This is a genomic window from Sphingomonas sp. P4_G2 (assembly GCF_056401155.1).
This window is the reverse complement of sequence record NZ_JBFUJY010000007.1, coordinates 171,566-188,950: the sequence shown is the minus strand read 5'-3', so window position 1 is coordinate 188,950 and position 17,385 is coordinate 171,566. Positions and strand designations below refer to the sequence as shown.

General features: G+C 64.7%; 19 protein-coding genes. 9 read left to right on the top strand and 10 right to left on the bottom strand.

The genetic code is table 11. The features are described 5' to 3' along the window. Nucleotide 1 precedes the first annotated feature (1 nt). Together AC1DRD_RS19055 and AC1DRD_RS19050 are read right to left on the bottom strand one after the other, a co-directional pair. Nucleotides 2–937, bottom strand: a complete 936-nt coding sequence (locus AC1DRD_RS19055) for an MBL fold metallo-hydrolase (RefSeq protein WP_478042640.1) — start codon at nucleotides 935–937, stop codon at nucleotides 2–4. A gap of 124 nt (nucleotides 938–1,061) precedes the next feature. Further along, entirely contained in the window at nucleotides 1,062–1,643 is a 582-nt protein-coding gene (locus tag AC1DRD_RS19050; RefSeq protein WP_478042639.1) for a YdeI/OmpD-associated family protein, read from the bottom strand. A gap of 107 nt (nucleotides 1,644–1,750) precedes the next feature. Here AC1DRD_RS19050 and AC1DRD_RS19045 point away from each other — a divergent pair, with 107 nt between their 5' ends. The 4 genes from AC1DRD_RS19045 (at nucleotide 1,751) to AC1DRD_RS19030 (ending at nucleotide 4,182) form a co-directional block, all read left to right on the top strand. Then, nucleotides 1,751–2,092 (top strand): PadR family transcriptional regulator, encoded by a 342-nt coding sequence (locus AC1DRD_RS19045; RefSeq protein ID WP_478042638.1) that lies wholly within the window; start codon nucleotides 1,751–1,753, stop codon nucleotides 2,090–2,092. 1 nt (nucleotide 2,093) lies between these two features. Further along, nucleotides 2,094–3,068, top strand: coding sequence for a hypothetical protein (locus tag AC1DRD_RS19040; protein WP_478042637.1), 975 nt, complete (start codon nucleotides 2,094–2,096; stop codon nucleotides 3,066–3,068). 154 nt (nucleotides 3,069–3,222) lie between these two features. Further along, the gene (locus AC1DRD_RS19035) at nucleotides 3,223–3,561 is read left to right on the top strand and encodes a hypothetical protein (RefSeq protein ID WP_478042635.1); all 339 of its coding nucleotides are present in this window, start codon (nucleotides 3,223–3,225) and stop codon (nucleotides 3,559–3,561) included. Nucleotides 3,562–3,669: 108 nt separating this feature from the next. Then, a complete protein-coding gene (locus AC1DRD_RS19030; RefSeq protein ID WP_478042634.1) occupies nucleotides 3,670–4,182 on the top strand; it encodes a hypothetical protein in 513 nt (170 codons plus the stop codon). Nucleotides 4,183–4,212: 30 nt separating this feature from the next. On the opposite strand, the gene AC1DRD_RS19025 is transcribed toward AC1DRD_RS19030, so the two are convergent. Continuing rightward, a complete protein-coding gene (locus AC1DRD_RS19025) occupies nucleotides 4,213–4,824 on the bottom strand; it encodes a TetR/AcrR family transcriptional regulator (protein WP_478042632.1) in 612 nt (203 codons plus the stop codon). 153 nt (nucleotides 4,825–4,977) lie between these two features. On the opposite strand from AC1DRD_RS19025, the gene AC1DRD_RS19020 reads away from it, so the two are divergent. Then, nucleotides 4,978–5,445: a hypothetical protein gene (locus tag AC1DRD_RS19020; RefSeq protein ID WP_478042631.1), complete on the top strand. Its 468-nt coding sequence runs from the start codon at nucleotides 4,978–4,980 to the stop codon at nucleotides 5,443–5,445. 16 nt (nucleotides 5,446–5,461) lie between these two features. Here the strand turns inward: AC1DRD_RS19020 and AC1DRD_RS19015 are convergent, their stop codons facing one another. Next, complete coding sequence (locus AC1DRD_RS19015; RefSeq protein ID WP_478042630.1) at nucleotides 5,462–6,493, bottom strand: NAD(P)H-dependent flavin oxidoreductase; 1,032 nt, start codon at nucleotides 6,491–6,493, stop codon at nucleotides 5,462–5,464. Between the two features lie 46 nt (nucleotides 6,494–6,539). Here AC1DRD_RS19015 and AC1DRD_RS19010 point away from each other — a divergent pair, with 46 nt between their 5' ends. Beyond that, nucleotides 6,540–6,956 (top strand): secondary thiamine-phosphate synthase enzyme YjbQ, encoded by a 417-nt coding sequence (locus AC1DRD_RS19010; protein ID WP_478042629.1) that lies wholly within the window; start codon nucleotides 6,540–6,542, stop codon nucleotides 6,954–6,956. A gap of 9 nt (nucleotides 6,957–6,965) precedes the next feature. Here the strand turns inward: AC1DRD_RS19010 and AC1DRD_RS19005 are convergent, their stop codons facing one another. From AC1DRD_RS19005 to AC1DRD_RS18995, 3 genes are all read right to left on the bottom strand, one after another. Next, nucleotides 6,966–7,391 carry a DUF1801 domain-containing protein gene (locus AC1DRD_RS19005; RefSeq protein WP_478042627.1) on the bottom strand — a complete coding sequence of 142 codons (426 nt, stop codon included), beginning with the start codon at nucleotides 7,389–7,391 and terminating at the stop codon, nucleotides 6,966–6,968. A gap of 280 nt (nucleotides 7,392–7,671) precedes the next feature. Beyond that, a complete protein-coding gene (locus AC1DRD_RS19000; protein WP_478030979.1) occupies nucleotides 7,672–8,265 on the bottom strand; it encodes an acetate uptake transporter in 594 nt (197 codons plus the stop codon). Nucleotides 8,266–8,366: 101 nt separating this feature from the next. Continuing rightward, complete coding sequence (locus AC1DRD_RS18995; protein ID WP_478042625.1) at nucleotides 8,367–9,668, bottom strand: aspartate kinase; 1,302 nt, start codon at nucleotides 9,666–9,668, stop codon at nucleotides 8,367–8,369. 53 nt (nucleotides 9,669–9,721) lie between these two features. Between AC1DRD_RS18995 and ubiG the strand changes: the two genes are divergently transcribed. Further along, nucleotides 9,722–10,462: a bifunctional 2-polyprenyl-6-hydroxyphenol methylase/3-demethylubiquinol 3-O-methyltransferase UbiG gene (ubiG, locus tag AC1DRD_RS18990; RefSeq protein WP_478030977.1), complete on the top strand. Its 741-nt coding sequence runs from the start codon at nucleotides 9,722–9,724 to the stop codon at nucleotides 10,460–10,462. 136 nt (nucleotides 10,463–10,598) lie between these two features. Here ubiG and AC1DRD_RS18985 read toward each other — a convergent pair whose 3' ends face one another. Then, the gene (locus AC1DRD_RS18985) at nucleotides 10,599–12,218 is read right to left on the bottom strand and encodes an alkaline phosphatase D family protein (RefSeq protein WP_478042624.1); all 1,620 of its coding nucleotides are present in this window, start codon (nucleotides 12,216–12,218) and stop codon (nucleotides 10,599–10,601) included. A 170-nt stretch (nucleotides 12,219–12,388) separates the two neighbouring features. Here AC1DRD_RS18985 and AC1DRD_RS18980 point away from each other — a divergent pair, with 170 nt between their 5' ends. Beyond that, nucleotides 12,389–13,846: a DUF2029 domain-containing protein gene (locus tag AC1DRD_RS18980; protein ID WP_478042623.1), complete on the top strand. Its 1,458-nt coding sequence runs from the start codon at nucleotides 12,389–12,391 to the stop codon at nucleotides 13,844–13,846. Here the strand turns inward: AC1DRD_RS18980 and AC1DRD_RS18975 are convergent. Together AC1DRD_RS18975 and AC1DRD_RS18970 are read right to left on the bottom strand one after the other, a co-directional pair. Beyond that, nucleotides 13,824–15,020, bottom strand: coding sequence for a glycosyltransferase (locus AC1DRD_RS18975; protein ID WP_478042622.1), 1,197 nt, complete (start codon nucleotides 15,018–15,020; stop codon nucleotides 13,824–13,826). The two genes, AC1DRD_RS18980 and AC1DRD_RS18975, sit on opposite strands and share 23 nt — an antisense overlap. Before the next feature lie 10 nt (nucleotides 15,021–15,030). Beyond that, nucleotides 15,031–16,002, bottom strand: coding sequence for a hypothetical protein (locus tag AC1DRD_RS18970; protein WP_478042621.1), 972 nt, complete (start codon nucleotides 16,000–16,002; stop codon nucleotides 15,031–15,033). 275 nt (nucleotides 16,003–16,277) lie between these two features. Between AC1DRD_RS18970 and AC1DRD_RS18965 the strand changes: the two genes are divergently transcribed. Continuing rightward, complete coding sequence (locus AC1DRD_RS18965) at nucleotides 16,278–17,381, top strand: glycosyltransferase (protein WP_478042620.1); 1,104 nt, start codon at nucleotides 16,278–16,280, stop codon at nucleotides 17,379–17,381. The last annotated feature ends 4 nt before the right edge of the window (nucleotides 17,382–17,385 follow it).

Below are 17,385 nucleotides of genomic sequence, written 5' to 3'. Positions count from 1 at the left end.
CTCAGGAAGCGGGTTGTGGCGGAAGCGGATAGACAATGAAGTCGGTATGCCGATCGACCATCGGCGCCGAACTCATCTTTGCAACCGCCCGCTGGAGTTCTCCGATCGCCGACGGCGGCAGCGGGAGGGGGTGTTCCAAGGGGTGCGCCGCAGCCTTCATCGGATAGTCCTGCCCGGGCGCGTTGGTCATCTCGATATGCGCCCCGAGCAGCGCGCGAATCGGATGGCTGGCCGCGAAGGCGGCTAGCCGGTCGACGCTCGCGCGGAACTGGCCGAACTGTCCACGCGGCACATAAAGCCTCCCCGGGTAGAGCATGTCGCCCGAAAACAGCAATTGTGTGCGCGCATCATAGACCATGATGTGCGCCGGCTGGTGGCCGGGGGTCGGGATAATGTCGAGAGTGCGTCCGCCGAGATCGAAACGGGCGATATCGTTCGGCCAATTCTTGATGCGAAAGAAGGTCGCGACATCTTCCGGGGCGAGGCCGACGATGTCGGTGTCGGGACGATCGCGAAATTCATCGTCACCCGCATGATGATCGCCATGGCCGTGCGAGTGCGCAACGATGAGGTGGAGCGAACGATCGCGATGTTTTGTCCGCCATTCGCTTATTATCCGGTCGATGGTCGGACGGATCCTGAGTCCTCCTGCGCCGGTGTCGATCAACAGCGCACGATCCTTGCCGAACAGCAGATAGAGGAACGGCGCTTCGAAGTTGGTTTCGACCGACTGACGAATGACGAATGTGTTGGCATCGATCATCTGGACCTGTGTCTCGGGTTCGTTCGCCGTTGCACCGTCGATCCAGTGCGCGAACCGCGGCAAATTGGGCCCGGAAGGCGCTGAGCCAAGCAGCAATACCGAACCGATCAGCGCCATGGAATGACGGCAGGTGGCCAGGCGGCGGGCGGTGCGAAACGAGGCGAGCAGGTCCATAGGCTCACCATATGAGGTATTACCTATTCCGACAAACGTAATATCATGGCAATCGCCACGGGCTCTACTTGTCAGAGACGTGCGCGAGAAAGCCGTCAGTCCGGACAGGCCATTTCCGATCGCCTCAATGAATCGTCTCGCCGCGCGCGCACATCCCGACGAATTTCGCGATCCGCGCGGCCCGCGTTTCCGGCTTCTTCGCGGTCTGCACGCGATACAGGATCGCGTAGCGGTTCGCCCCGGTCAGCGTGTCGAAGAACGCCCGCGCGGCGGGCACCGCGTCCAGCGCGGCCGTCAAATCCTCCGGCTCCGCCGCGGTCGAGGCTGGGGCATAGGCCTTGTCCCAGCGCCCATCGGCCTTGGCCGCCTCGATCTCGGCCAGTCCCGCCGGGGCTACGCGGCCCTCCGCCGCCAGCTGCTCGGCACGCTTGCGGTTGTTTTCCGACCATTTGCTGGTGCGCTTGCGCGGGGTGAAGCGGGTCAGGAACCAGGCTTCGTCATATTTATCGATCTGCCCGTCGATCCAGCCATGGCATAGCGCGCCGTCGATCGCCTGCGCCTTGGTCAGGCTCGACGCAGCGTTGCCCGCCTTGGCGATCTTCAGCCACAGGCCGGCGGCATTTCCGCCGTGCGTCGCCAGCCACGTCTCCCACGCTTCGGCATCGACGAAGTCCAGCACCGGCAACCCGCCGCGTTCCTTATCCATCGCGCTCTCCATCGCCGCTCCCGCATATCCCTTGGCATCGCCGGGCTTGACACTTCAATTACTGTGCATCATACAGTGTATATCACACACTATGTGAAGCACAGCTCATGCCGGTCGATGACGACACATTCGAGAAACTGCGCGTCGAACTCCGGCGGGGATCGCTGGTGCTCGCCGTGCTCGGGGCGCTGCGCGAGGAGCGCTATGGCTATACGCTGCGCCAATCGCTCGAGGATGCCGGGCTGCTGATCGACGAGGGCGCGCTCTATCCACTGCTGCGCCGGCTCGAATCGCAGGGCCTGCTGATCAGCGAATGGCGCGAGGAGGCCAAGCGCACCAAGCGCTTCTACCGCCTCTCGATCGACGGCACCGACACGCTCGCCGCGCTGCTCCACGAATGGAATGCGATTTCAGAATCGATCCTGCGCCTTACCGAAAAGGACAAATGAGATGGACCTGATCGACCGCTATCTCGCCGCGATCGCGCGGCGCCTGCCGGCGGACAAGGCCGACGATATCGTTGCCGAGATTCGCGACGACCTGCTCACCCGCCAGGAAGTGCGCGAGGACGCGCTCGGCCGCCCGCTCGACAGGAAAGAGGTCGCCGCGTTGATCAAGGAGGTCGGTCACCCGCTGATCGTCGCCTCGCGCTATCGGCCGCAGCAATATCTGATCGGGCCGGACGCCTTTCCGTTCTTCGTCGCGACCTTGCGCATCGTCGCGATGGTCCTGGCGCTGGCCTTCGCGGTCACCGCGGCGTCGAGCGTGGTGTTCGGCCATGCCGATATCGCCCATGCCCTCGGCCGCGCGATGTCCAACCTGTTCAGTTCGGCGATGCTCGCCTTCGGCACGGTCGCCGCGGTGTTCTACGCGCTCGAACGCACCGGCTTCCCCGCCGACCATCTCGCCAAATGGCGGCCGCAGGACCTGCCCGAGGTCAAGGACAAGCAACCCAATGTCTGGGGATCGGCGTTCGAGGTCGCGATCGGGGTCTATTTCATCCTGTGGTGGTGCGGCCTGGTGCCGTTCCCGGCTTATTACAGCAACGTGAAGGGACTGACCCTGACGCCCGATCCGATCTGGACCGCAATCTGGTGGCCGGTGCTCGCGCTGTTGGTCGCGCGTCTGGTGTTCAACCTCGTCCAATGGCTGCGCCCGCGCTGGAAAGCCCTGCTGGCGATGCTTGCGGTCGCCACAGCGGCGGGCGGGCTTGGCCTGGCCTATGTGATCTATCAGGCGGGCCATTGGCTCACCGCGAGCGGCACGCTCCCCGCCGACAAACTGGCGCAGATCGATCGTGGCGTGAACATCGGCATCCACTGGGCGATCATCGTGGTCGGCGCGATCCTGGTGCTTCAGGGTCTGCAGGAAGTGTGGCGCCTCGCCACGGCGCGACCAGGGACGGTGGGCATGAAGGCGATCTAATCCGGCTCTAGTGGTCGAAACCAAATGTCTGAAATAATGTTTGAATAACGGCTCCGACCATAATGGACACGATAAGATATTCCAAAGTATTGCGAATGATCGTCTCCTGAACTTGATCGTCCCGCCCAGCGGGCGAGTCGTGGGGAGATGAGCGATGTCCGAAAAACTAATGCAATCGACCAAGGCCGCCGAAAGCAGCCGCGTGATCGCGTTCGAGAGCGCCGAGGTGGTACCAGGGATCGTCAACGGCACCTTTTTCCTGATCGTCACCGGCACCGCGCCGTGTTTCAACATGACCGTCAAACTCGTTCCGCTGATCTACATCCGCCAGCCCGATTATTGGGGCATCGAGGTGGTCGGCACCTTGGCTGGCGGTATCTGCCTCGACGCGGTGAAACCGTATCATGTCTCCTTGCCGCTCACCGGTATCACCGGCACCAGGGGGATCGAGGTAATCGGGGCCAATCAGACCGAGCAATTCGACGTGTCCTAGCCTTGCTCGTATCGGGTATCCGACGCGAACGAGTTGCCGATATCGTGATCGACCGCCATGCTCCCGGCATGGCGGTCCGGCCGGCCGCGCTATTTCGGAGGATGCCCGATGAAGCTCCTGCTCTGCGCCGCTCCGCTGCTGCTATGGCCGCTCGGCTCGCTCGAAGCGGCCGCGCCGGCCGCCACCGCGTGCAACGTCATGGTCAGCGTGATCGATCCCGATCCTGCCGGCACCAATGTGCGCAAGACCCCCGGCGGCGCTGTCGCCGCGACGTTGCGCACACCGCGCACGGGCGACGACTGGATAGAGGTCCATGTCGTGGGCCAGGCGGGCGACTGGTTCGCGATCGACCGCGCCGATCTAGTCGGCGACGCGCGCAAGACGATCTTCCGCGGCAGCGGCTATATGCACCGCTCCGTCCTCGGGTCCGATGGGCTCGTCAACGGAGAGCCGATCCGTGCCGACCACGACGAACGCGCTGCGCAGATTCTGGCAGGGGAGATTGGCGACCAACCCGCTTATCTGCTCGGCTGTGCGGGCGATTTCGTGAAGATCCGCATCAAATCGGGGGTCGGCTGGACCAAGACATTGTGCCTCAACCAGCGCACGACCTGCGCCTGAACGCTATTTTGACGGGCTTGCTATTGCTCGTCAGGCTGCCGCGCAGTCCGGCCGAGCCAGCCCCAGCAGCAAGTGATCGACCACGCGGCCGACATCGCGTTGCGCCTGTGCGGGGTCGGCGGCGGTCGCCAGGAACAGCGCGCCTTCGCGCACCATGCCGAGCAGGATGTGCGCCAGCGGCGGCACCGGTTGCGGCGGGATTTCCCCCGCTGCGATCGCGCTGCTCAGCAGATGTTCGACCAGCGCCAGGCTGTAGCGGTCGCCGATCGCGCGCCAGCGTTCCCAGCCCAACACGGCCGGTGCCTCGATCAGCGCGATGCGATGCACCTCGGGCTCTCGGCACAGGTCGAGCCACTTTTTGGTTCCGTCACGTATCCGGTCGAGTGCGCCACCCTCTCTGCCGGCGGCGGCGAGCCGGGCGATCGTCTCCTCCTCGATCGCCTCGAACACCGCGGCGAACAGGCCCTTCTTGTCCTCGAAATGATGGTAGAGCGCGCCGCGCGTGACGCCCGCCGCCGCGACGATCTCCTCGGCGCTGACCTCGGCATAGCTGCGCTTGGTGAACAGCGCTCGCCCCGCCGCGATCAGTGCGCCGCGCGTGGCGGTCGTCCGTTCGGCTTGCGTACGGCGTTCCATTTTCATACAAACTGTATGTATGTTTCTGAGTCGGGCACACGCCATTGTCGGCACCGGACCGCGAAGTGCAAGCCAAAGCGCATCGTATCCATAGCGGCGACCATGCTGAGCCCGTCCGATCAGAGGACAATCATCTGTTTTCGTGAGGGAGTTCGAACCATGGACAAGACGATCGAAATTACCCGCGCGGCCGTGATTGCCGGCCTCGTCGCCGGCACGATCGACATCGGCGCGGCGGCGCTCATCAACCATGTCGGCCCGGCGCTGATCCTTCAGGGCATCGCCAGCGGGCTGATCGGAATGAAATCCTATGCCGGTGGCACCGGGACGGTGACCTTGGGGCTTGCGCTTCAGCTCGCCATGTCGATCGCGATCGCCGGCATCTACGCCGCCGCCGCGACGCGGCTCGCCTGGCTACGGACGCGCCCCGTCCTGGCCGGTCTGGCCTTCGGTCTCGGCGTGTTCGTCGTGATGAACCTGATCGTCGTGCCGCTATCGGCGTTCGGCCCCAAGCCGGCGCATATCTCGCTGGTCTGGTTGTTGCTCAATGTCCTGGCGATGCTGGTGTTCGGCGTGATCGTCGCGATGATCGTCCGCTGGGGCTTCCGGCGGGCGACGGCGGGATAATCGGGCTGCGCGCGAGCTACGCCGCGCGCTTCTCCAGCGCGTGCGCGGCTTCGGCCATCAATTGCGCGATGATGTCGGCGACTGGTTCTTCCTCTTTCACCATGCCGACCGACTGGCCGGCCATCAGGCTGCCATGCTCGATATCGCCGTCGATCACCGCACGGCGCAGCGCGCCGGCCCAATAATGTTCGATCTGCAACTGCGCCTCGGCCATCTCGACCGTGCCGTCGTTGAGCGATTGCGCGACTTCGAGTTGCTTGGCGGTGAACAATTCGGTGCCGGCATTCTTGAGCGCGCGGACCGGGATGACGGGCAGGCGCGGGTCGATCTGGACGCTGGCGATCGCGTCGCGGGCATTGGCGCGGAAGAACGCCTTCTTGAAATTGGGGTGGGCGATCGATTCGGTCGCGCAGGCGAAGCGCGTGCCGAGCTGGACGCCGGCCGCGCCCATGTCGAGATAGCCGGCAATCGCCTCGCCGCGGCCGATCCCGCCGGCGACGAACACCGGCACCTGCTCGGCGACTTCGGGCAGGATTTCCTGCGCCAGCACGCTGGTCGATACCGGGCCGATATGCCCGCCGGCTTCCATGCCCTCGACGACCAGGGCGTCGACGCCCGAGCGGATCAGCTTCTTGGCGAGTGCGAGCGCGGGAGCGAAGCAGATGAGCTTGGCGCCGTTTGCCTTGATCGCGTCGAGCGACCCCGTCGGGGGCAGGCCGCCGGCCAGCACGACATGGCCGACCCCATGCTTGCTGCAGACCTCGATCAGGTCGAACAGCATCGGGTGCATCGTGATCAGATTGACGCCGAACGGCTTGGCGGTGAGCTTTTTGGTCTCGGCGATCTCGTTATCGAGCAATTCGGGAGTCATCGCCCCGCATGCGATCAATCCGAACCCGCCGGCGTTGGACATCGCCGAGACGAGATGGCGTTCGCTCACCCACGACATCGCGCCGCACAGGATCGCGACCTCGGAGCCGAGAAAATCCACGCCGCGCGCCATGCGCCGCTTGAGGCGCTCGGCGCCGATCGATGAAGGGGATGTCATGCCGCCGGACCTAGCCTTGCCCGGGGGTTTGGGGCAAGCCCGCGTCATGCGGCAGGATAATACCGAGCTGACGGTCGAGACGCGCGGTCAGGGATTGCACGGCTGCACCGACGCGGTGCGGCGCTGGGTCGAGGGCACTGGTATCGATAGCGGTCTGCTGACGCTATTCATCCGCCACACCTCCGCGTCGCTACTGATCCAGGAGAATGCCGCGCCTGCCACGCGCCGCGATCTCGAACGCTATTTCGCTCGCATCGCGCCCGAATCACGCGAGTACGAACATGACGACGAAGGACCGGACGACATGCCCGCGCATCTGCGCGCCGCGCTGACCCAGACCAGCCTGACGATCCCGATGATCGGCGGCCGACTAGCACTCGGGACGTGGCAGGGAATCTACGTGTTCGAGCACCGTCGCGCACCGCATCGGCGGCACCTCGCGCTTCACCTCATCGGCGAGTGAGCAGCCCTTCTAATTCCGGACGCCCAACCCAAATCGAATTATCTCCTCAAGCACATCTATATTGATGTCCTTCAATTTCTTGAATTTGATGCAATAGCCAGTCACAGATGCTTTTCCGAGTTTTTGGCCATAAGTCTGGGCGAGGTATTTCTTGTCTTCTACGCCGATTATATAGACCGATATTCCGGTCGTATTCGCGCTCAGGCCGATTTGGTAAAATTCCCTGGTTTTACCATCGGCATATTCGATCGTCTGGGTTCCATATCCAATATTCGGATTGGAAACTGTTTTGCCTTCCTCGTTCCTGCCGTCCAGGAACCATGTTTTACAGGTCGGCGAGATGCGCAGGATGAGCTCGTGCAGCTCCCGCAGCTCATCGCCTTTCGGCTGGGGCTGCCCGGCAATATAGGCATGGATTTGCTCATCTATGGTCATGGCGGGAGCCTCCTTCCATCGTCACCACGCTCGTCGCGCGCCTGCGGACGGCGACTCTAGGCTTTGTGCCTCCAACGGCCCAGCCGCATCTCGCCCGTGGCGGACAGTCACGGGCGAGATGCGGCTGATCAGGCCGGGCCGTCGATCCCGCCGATTGGTTGATCCCCGGCATTCGGCAGGCAATGATGTGTTCGAGCACCGTCGGGCACCGCATCGGCGGCACCTCGCGCTTCATCTTATCGGCGAGTGAGTCTCGGGCCCTGCGCAGGCACTTCGAATGTCAGGAAACGACAGGGCCGCCGACCGGCACGATTTGTCGTCCCCAGGTCGCATTGGTGACGAAGGCGAAGCTGCCGTACATCGCCAGCGATCCGCAGAGCAGGCCGAGCCACCCGCCGAGATGGCCCAAAGCGGGCTGCCCCAGCGCCGCGCCCAGTCCCAGCAGGAAGAATGTGGGCCAGAGCGTGAGGAAGATCAGGAAGACGATGCGCGCCAATCGAAAGGTGCTGATCCAGAGACCGAGCGTCAGCACGCCCCACAACAATAGCGCGACCCCGACCGTCGGACCCGCCGACGAAATATCGATCACGCCGGTGTGCGCGAAAATCTGCAGCAGGCCGAACCACAGCCAAAAGGCGCCATAGCTCAGAAAGGCCGTCATTCCGAAGGTGTTGGCAAGCCGGACTTCGAGCAAGCCGGCGATGAGCTGGATCAGCCCGCCAAAAGCGAGCGCCAATGGCACGACCACGCCTTCGCCACCCGCGGGAAGCAGGCCGGCGTTGATGAGGCTGAGCAATATCGTCGTGAAGCCAAAGCCCACGAGGCCAAGAGCGGCAGGATTGGCCGGCGCCGGCACGGTGTTTGAATCAGGCACGAACCTCTCTCCCCCTAAGCGATCTTGCAGTTGACCTAACAAACACGGTTCGCCGCCACACAGTCAAGCGTGCGCCGCTCCGTGAGCCTGTTCAGCGTGCTTCAGGCCGCCGCTTCCTCGGCATCCAACCCATAAGCGGTATGCAGCACGCGCACCGCGAGCTCGGTCTCGTCCTCGTGGATCAGCACGCTGACCTTGATCTCGCTGGTCGAGATCGCCTGGATGTTGATGCCGCGCTCGCCGAGCGTGGTGAACATCTTCGACGCGACGCCGGCATGGCTCTTCATCCCGACGCCGACCACCGAGATCTTGGCGACGCGGGTGTCGTGGACCAGTTCCTCGAACCCGATCGATTCCTTGGCCTCGTTCAGCGCCTGGATCGACCGCGCCAGGTCGACCGCGGGGACGGTGAAGGTGACGTCGGTCGACCCCGCGCGCCCCGCGCTCTGGTGCGCGATGTTCTGGATGATCATGTCGACGTTGATATTGGCCTTGGCGAGCGGCGCGAAGATCGCCGCGACCGAGCCCGGCGTGTCGGACACGTTGGTCAGCGTGATCTTCGCCTCGTTCTTGTCGTGCGCGATGCCGGTGATCAGCTGGCGTTCCATGTCGTCGATCTCCTCTTCGCCCACGATCATCGTCCCGGGCAATGTATCCGCCATCGGCGCGTCGTCGCCAGTGAACGACGACAGCACCTGGACGCGGACATTTTCCTTCATCGCAAGGCCCACCGAGCGCGTCTGGAGCACTTTCGCCCCGACGCTCGCGAGCTCGAGCATTTCCTCGTACGTGACTTTCTTGAGCTTGCGCGCCCTCGGCACGATACGCGGGTCGGTCGTGTAGACGCCGTCGACATCGGTATAGATGTCGCAGCGATCGGCCTTCATCGCCGCCGCCACCGCCACTGCCGACGTGTCCGATCCGCCGCGGCCAAGCGTCGTGACGCGGCCCTGTTCGCCATCGGCGCTGTCGGCGACGCCCTGAAATCCCGGGATCACCGCGACCTGGCCCGAGGAGAGCGCGAGGTCGAGCGCGGCAGTGTCGATCTCCTCGATCCGGGCAGAGGCATGGGCGTCGCTGGTATGAATCGGCAACTGCCAGCCGAGCCAGCTCCGCGCCGGCACGCCGATCGCCTGGAGCGCGATCGCAAGCAATCCGCTGGTGACCTGCTCACCGGCCGAGACCACCACGTCATATTCGCGCGGATCGTAGAGCGACGACGCTTCGCGGCAGAAATTGACCAGCCGATCGGTCTCGCCGGCCATTGCCGATACCACCACGGCGACCTGGTTACCGGCATCGACCTCGCGCTTGACGCGATTGGCGACATTGCGGATTCGCTCTATCCCGGCCATCGACGTCCCGCCGAACTTCATGACAATACGGGCAGGGGGCGCGGCCATCGGAGGAGCGGAAGTCCTTTGGATTGGAGAGGCGCGCCTGATAGGAAGCCGCGATGGCAAGCGCAACCGTAACGTCTGTAACCACTATCGACCCCGAGGAAGCCGCGCATTTCGGCAAATTGGCGCGCGACTGGTGGGATCCCAAAGGCTCGTCGGCGATGCTCCATCGGCTTAACCCGCCGCGGCTGGGCTATATCAGGCGCCAAATCGATGCGCATTGGGGTGGCGATCTGGCGAGCTTCACGCCGCTGGCGGGGAAGCGCACGGTCGATGTCGGCTGCGGTGCCGGGTTGTTGTGCGAGCCGCTGGCGCGGCTAGGCGCCGAGGTCACCGGGATCGATGCCGCGGCGGAGAATATCGGCGTGGCGCGCACGCATGCGGCGCAATCGGGGCTGGCGATCGATTATCGCGCGGGCAGTGTCGAGCTGTTGGCCGGAGAGCGGTTCGACCTCGTCACCAGCATGGAAGTGATCGAGCATGTCACCGACCCGGCGGCGTTCGTCGCGGGGCTGGCTACCGCACTGGCCGAAGGCGGGTTGATGATCCTGTCGACGCCGAACCGCACCGCGCTGTCGCGTCTCGCGATGATCACGGTAGGTGAAGGCAGCGGGATGATCCCCAAGGGCACGCACGACTGGAGCAAGTTCCTGACGCCTGAGGAACTGACGGAGCTGGTCGAGGATGCGGGACTAAAGGTGATCGACGTCAGCGGGCTGAGCTTTTCGCCGGGTAAGGGGTTCAAGGTAAGCGACGACACCAAGCTCGACTATTTCCTGACCGCGGTTCGGGGGTAAATTTCCCTCTCCCTTCGGGAGAGGGAGGGAGCGCCCATAGGGCGCGGAAGGGTGAGGGCAGAGCGTTGCTCCAACCTGCCCTCACCTTTCCGCCGCTGCGCGGCTCCCTTCCTCTCCCAAGGGGAGAGGAATTTGGTCACGCCATCACATTCCGCCCACGCGCAACGCTCGTGCTATGCCCGACCACCGCATTGCGCGACTTCGCCCGGACCGTATCGACGAACAGCCAGTCGTTCGACACCTTCTCCGGCGTGATCGTCAGCGCCATGTAGCCGCGGTGCGAGGTGTCGCACCATTTGAGTTCGGGATTGCCTGCGACCAGCCCGGCGGCGACCGTCTTGGGATCGACCTTCACTTCGTGCTCGTAGCCGGGCGAGGTCACGCTGTGCCCGGCGAACTCGACGCCCGCCGCTTTGCCATCCTGCTTGAGATCGAACGCCCAGCCATTGTGGCTGTCGCCTGAAATCACCACCAGATTGGCGTTGGTCCCCTGTGCCGCGCGCAGGAAACGAGCACGCGCGGCCGGATAGCCGCCCCAATTGTCGTAATTGAACGGCAGGCCGAGCTTGCCCGCCTGGATACCGGCGAGGACGTAATTCTTCGCCCGCTCGCTGGCGTTCGGGTCGACCCAGCCAAGCGCGGCGGCGGGCATCACCGTCTCGCCCAGGATCGTGCCGAACCCGACCAACTGCCATTTCTGCCCTGCCGCGACCGATCGGCGCATGGCGTGGAACAGCCAGTCTTCCTGCTGCGTCCCCATCATCGTCGCGGCGGGATCCATCCAAGGGCCATCGCGGAACGCCTTGAGCGCCGCGACCGGGTCGGCCGCCTTGAACAAGGGCGCGATATCGGGCTGCTCGGTGCGCGCCAGCACGCGCGTTTCGGTGCGGAACAGCGTGGCGAGATCGCCGATTTCATAGGCTTTCCACGGCTCGTCGCTGACCGGCATCCATTCGCGATAGACCTGGATCGCGGCCATCTTGCGCAGCGTCCAGTCGCCTTCGTCGGGCTGGTGGTTCTCGGCGCCGCCTTCCCACGAATCATTGGCCGATTCGTGGTCGTCCCATTGCACGATCATCGGCAGGCGGGCGTGGAGCGCCTGGAGGTCGGGGTCGCTGCGATAGCTGGCATAGCGGATGCGGTAATCGGCGAGATGGACCAATTCGTTGGCCGGTTCGGTCGAACGCACCGTGTCCTTGGGGGCGGGATAGCCGCCGGTCTTATATTCGTAGAAATAGTCGCCGAGATGGATGGCGAGGTCGAGATCGTCGCGCGCCGCGGCGTGACCATAAGCGTTGAAATAGCCGAACGGCATGTTCGAGCAGGAGAAGATCGCCGCCCTGAACGCATTGGCCTGCGGCCCCGTCGGCAGCGTACGCGTCCGGCCGGTTGGCGATTTGGAGCCATCGGGACCGACGAAGCGGTAGAAATAATCGGTGCCCGGCTTGAGGCCATCGACGGTGATCTTGGTCGTCCAGTCACGCCACGGTCCGGTGATCGCCATGCCGTTGCCCGCGATTTTGGCGAAATCGGCCTGTTCGGACAGTTCGACCGTCAGATGGACGGGCTTGCCGTCGGCCGGGACGTAGCGCGTCCATAACAGCATCGAGTCGCTGGCCGGTTCGCCGCTCGCGACCGAATGGGTGAAGCCGGTCGCGTTGGTGACGTTAGTGGTTTGCGCGAACCCTGGGACGCTCCAGGCACCCAGTCCCAACGTGCCGGTGACGAGAAGCGAACGGCGGTCAATCCGAAGCATGCGTTTCTCCTTGCGGTGCCGGCCCGCTCCCCCACCCGGCCACCCAACGGCAGTATCTTATGGGTGGCCGGGTGGGGGAGCGGGCCGGCACCGTGAAAACCAATCTAAACGCCGGTTCCCTTGCGCGCTTCATGTGGCGCGTTCGTGACAGGTCCGGTACGGACGCGGCCATGTTGCTACGGATGATGCGTGGGGGGCAAGCGGGCGCGCCGCTGGTCCTGGGTCTGATCTTCCTGTTCGCGGTGCTGTCGGTGCTGCGGCCGGTCAATCATGACGAGAGCCAATATGTCGCCGCCGCGATCCTGGCGCGCAACGCATTGCCGTGGCGCGACTTCGCTTATTTCCAGACGCCGTTGCAGCCGGTGTTGTTCGCACCCTTCGCGGTCGGCCTGGGGACACTGGCCTGGCCGGGACTGCGAGTACTCAATGCGGTGCTCGGCGTAATCGCGGTGCTGATGGTCGGTCGTGCGGCGCGGGCGGCGGGCGCGACATCGCGGATGGCGATCATCGTCGCCGGCTTGTTTGCAGGAACCGACGTCCTGCTGTTCAGCGCGGGAACCGCGCGCAACGATGCGCTTCCCGCCGCCGCGCTGGCCGGTGCGCTGGTGCTGATCGTGCGCGCGGCGCAAGGGCAAGGCTCGACGCGCCACGCGCTGCTGACCGGGTTCCTGCTCGCGCTCGCGGCGGGGGCCAAGATCAGCTACGCGATCCCGGCGGTCGCTTATTTCGTCTGGGCATTGCTCGACCGGCGCCATCGCCCGGTGATGATCGCGCTCGGCACGCTGCCGGTAATCGCGCTGATCGGCTGGATGGTCGCGCAAGCGCCCGAGGCGGCGCGGTTCGAGATGCTGACCTTTCCAGTGCTCGCCCCCGACCAGATGTACCGCGATGCCGGGCGCGCGTTCAAATTGTCGCTCGGGTTCAAGGCGATCGATACGTTCAAATTTCTCGCGCTCGGCACCGCGCTGCCCGCGATCGTCGCGGTCGCGGCGCGCTGGCGGCGCGACGAACAGGGCCTGGCGCGCCTGTTCGACATGCTGATCGTGGCGGGGCTGGTCGCGGCGTTGCTGCCCGAGCCGACCTGGCGGCAATATCTGCTTCCCGTTCTGCCGCCGTTGTTCGTGCGGCTGGCATTATTGTGGGAAAGCAGGCCGCCTGCGCGCTGGGAGCGGATTGCGTTCGCGGTCTTCTTCTTCGCCGGTCTGGCGCCGTCGGTCGAGGCGATGGTGCTGACCGCCGAGCATGGCGCGCCGATGGCCAATGTGGTGACCGACGGCGCGCGGCTGACCGCGGCGATGGATCAGCAAGGCGTGACCGGGATGGTCGCGACGCTGTCGCCGCAATATGTCGCCGCGACCGGCCGCGCGATCGATCCGCGCTTCGCCGCCGGGCCGTTCTATTTCCGCAGCCACGATCTGCTCGATCCGGCGAGCGAGCGGACGCTCAATCTGGTGTCGGCGAAGAATTTGGACGGCGCAGTGCTGCCCAATGCGGTGCTGGTCGGTGGCGATGCCGATGCCGAAGGTGGCGATGCCGCGCTCGAGGCGAAGCTGGCGGCATGGGCGGCACCGCATGCGGTCGGCATCGCGCGGTTGAACGGGAAGTTTACGCTCTACGTGCTGCGCTGACGCTGGCGCCGTCACGCGCGTCGATCAGCGACTGATAATAGGCCATCAGGTCGATCGCATGCTCGCGGTCGGTGCGGACGCGGCCGGCGGCGACGATCGTCGCCTTGCGCAGGATCGCGGGTTCGCGCGCGAACAGGCGATGGATCGCCGCTGCGGCCGCAGCGGTATCGCGCGCGCGATAGGTTTCGCTGGTCAGCGAATCGGCGACCTCGGCACAGCCGCCGGTATCGGGGACAATCAGCGGCAGGCCCGACGCCATCGCCTCGGACGGGACCAGCCCGAACGGCTCGGCCTCGGAGCCATGGATCAGCGCGTCGGCGCTCGCCATAATCCGCGCCAGTTCGTTGCGTTCGTAAACCGGCCGGAACAGCCGAATATGCGGGTTGCCGTCGATCCGCGCCTCGAGCCGCTTGCTCTCGGGGCCCGTGCCGAGCAGCATCAGGCCGACGGGCAATTTGTCGCCCGCCATGCGCACCGCATCGATCACCAGCGGCCAGCGCTTCTCGCCATGATGGCGGCCGATCCCGATCAGCAGATGCCCTTCGGGCGGCAGGTCGACCTGCCGCAGCATCGCCGCGCGCAACCTTTCGTCGCGCAGACCGGGTGAGAAATGGCTGCGCTCGATGCCCAGGGTCATCGCGGCATCGATCCGGACACCGCGCCGCGTCAGCCGCTTCTGGAGCGCCGGGCCATTGGTGACGACGGTGTCGTAGAGCGTCAGAAAGCGGTTCATGTACCGCGCATAGAGGGCGCAGGCCTCCTCGATCTGCTCGGGCGAGGCCAGCCCCTCGAGCCAGCGCATCGGATAGGCCGCGATATTGTCGTTGTGCATGAAGAACGACTTGAGCGCACTGCCCTGCCACTTGCCGACGATCCAGGCTGGGCGCCATGGCGACGAGGTTTCGACGACGTCGGGCTGCAATTGGTCGAGCCAGCGCCAGATCGGCTCGTAGCGTGAGAACAGGCCGTAATTCTTGTCAAACGGCAGACCCGGCGACTTGATATAGATGATCTTGCCGCCGCCGGCGCGTTCCTCGACCCGGTCTTCCTTGCCGCAGGCGATGCAGATCAGTTCGTGGCCCATATCGGCCATGATCGACATCTTGCGGTCGATATAGGTCCGCACGCCGCCACCGGTCGGCGAGTAGAATTCGTTGACGTCGACGACCAGCATCGCGCGCGGCCTAGATCTGGCGCTTGATCAGCGCCTGGACCGCGAAGAACGCGGCGAAGGCGACATGGACCACGAGGGTCAGCGCGGTGGTGAAGGCGATCAAATTGGCGAGATCGACATTGGTCGCGTTGCTGTTGCTGTGAACGAGAATCGCACTGGTCATCGTCGCGAAGACCAGATCCTTGTTCACGAACGGCAGGCGCGACACCAGCATGCGCACGGCGGACAGGATCAGCCAGGCGCCGATGCCGACATTGGGCAGCCCGAAATGCCAGGCGAAGGCGATCAGCACGCAGCCGACCGTCAGGCGCGCGGCATGAATCCAGAAAATCCACCAAAGCGTCTTGCGGTCGAGCGAGAACACTTTGCGCGAGAAGATCAGGAACGGCAGGCACATCGCGATCACGACGGGGATGCCGACGGCCAGGCCGGTATAATAACGTGGCGGCAGCACCTCGAGCGCGAACGGCAGCGCTAGCGCGGTCATGACCAAGGTCATCATGTTGCCGGAGATCGCCGACAGGATCGAGACGTCCTTGACCGCCCCGAACGGGGCCGCGACCATCGCCGCGCGTTGCCGCGCCCAGGCGTAGAAATAGGCATCGCCCGAATAACCGACCACCGCCTCGTTCGCGATGCGCTTCTTGATCAGCGCGCCGAATCCCTCGAAGGGGATTTTCCACAACCGGCGGAAGATGATGTAATCGCCGGTCGGCGGCGAAATGTAGAGCAACGCGAAGGCGATGTAATAGAGCCAGCTGTTGGGCGCAGCGTGGCTGAACCCGGCCAGGCCCGAGCCGAGCAGTTGCTTCGCGAGCCCCGCGATCATCGCCAAGCTCAGCACGCCGGCGATGATCATCGGCCAGCGGCTCTTCAGGCTCCTGACGGGTTCGAGCCCGGCGAGGTCCTCGGCCGCATCAACAATCTTGGGCGCCAGACCGGCGGCAGGATTGCTGGATGCCCCGACAAAGCCGCTGTTCATCGACGCTCCAAAATCTGTTCATCCAAATGCGGCAGTTTAGTCTCCAATCGGACCTGCCCGGAAATAATGGCCGCTTAGCGGCAACGCACGAGCACGACAATTGGCCCGCGACAAGCCGGTTGCCGAGAGCGCCGCGCGATTTGGGGGTGGAAAGGGCTAATGACAAGCACTATGTTGCGGTGCAGCATCGTTTCGGCGGCAAATAAGTCGGTTTTGCCCTAATTATTTCGCCTCCGAGAAACTTTTGACACAAATCGACGTTAGCGCGCCAATCCATGCTCAGTCCTTACGCCCCCGTAAGAATCCTGACTTTCGCTCATAGCCTTCAGGGCGGCGGGGTCGAACGCGCGATGTTGCGGATGATCCGCGGCTGGGTCGAATTGGGGCAGCACGTCACCTTGGTGCTGAGTTCGGCACGAGGTCCGCTCGCGGCCGAAATCCCCGACGGCGTGCAGCTGATCGAGCTGGGCACGACTCATTTCGGCATGATCCGCGCGCTTCCCCAGGCAGTGAAGAGCGCGGCGCCCGATATCGTGTTCTGTCCGGGCAATCATTATTCCAGCGCGGTCGCCTGGCTGAAGCTGCGGCTCGGTCGCGATTGCCCGCCGGTGGTGGGCAAGGTGTCCAACCGGCTCGACCGCGGGGATCAGCATTTTCCGGTGGCGCAGGGCTATCGCGCGTTCCTGCGTTCCTATCCCAGCTTCATCGATCATCTGGTCGCGATGAGCCCGGCAATGGCCGAGGAAACGGTGCGGATGACGGGAATCGGTGCCGATCGCGTCAGCGTGATCGCCAATCCGCCGAGCCCCGAGCCGATCGGGGCGCCGACTCCGCCGCTGCCGGGCGCCGACTATCTGATCGGGATCGGCCGGCTGACGCCGCAAAAGCGCTGGGACCGCGCGATCTCCGCGCTGGCGCGGGTCGAACGCCGCGACGTCAAGCTGATGATCGTCGGCGAGGGAGAGGTTCGCGGCGAACTGGAGAACCAGATCGACGCGCTGGGGCTGCGCTCGCGCGTCCATCTGCCCGGCTATTCGACCAACCCGCGCCCCGCTTTGGCCCAGGCGCGCGCGTTGGTGCTGACCTCGGACTTCGAGGGCGTGCCGGGCGTGCTGCAGGAAGCGCTGGCGCTCGGCACGCCGGTGGTCGCCACCGACTCGAGCGTCGCGATCCGCGAAATCGTCGCGCATCCACGCCTCGGCAGCGTCGTGCCGACCGACGATCCGCTCGCTTTGGTTTCCGCGTTCGACCATTGGCTCGCCCCCGGCCGGCCACGCCCCGACCCGGTGCCCGAACGCGGGCGCGATTCGATCGAACGCTATGTCAGGCTGTTCGAAGAGCTGGTGCTCGATCGCAAGCTCAGGGCATTGAAGGATTAATCCG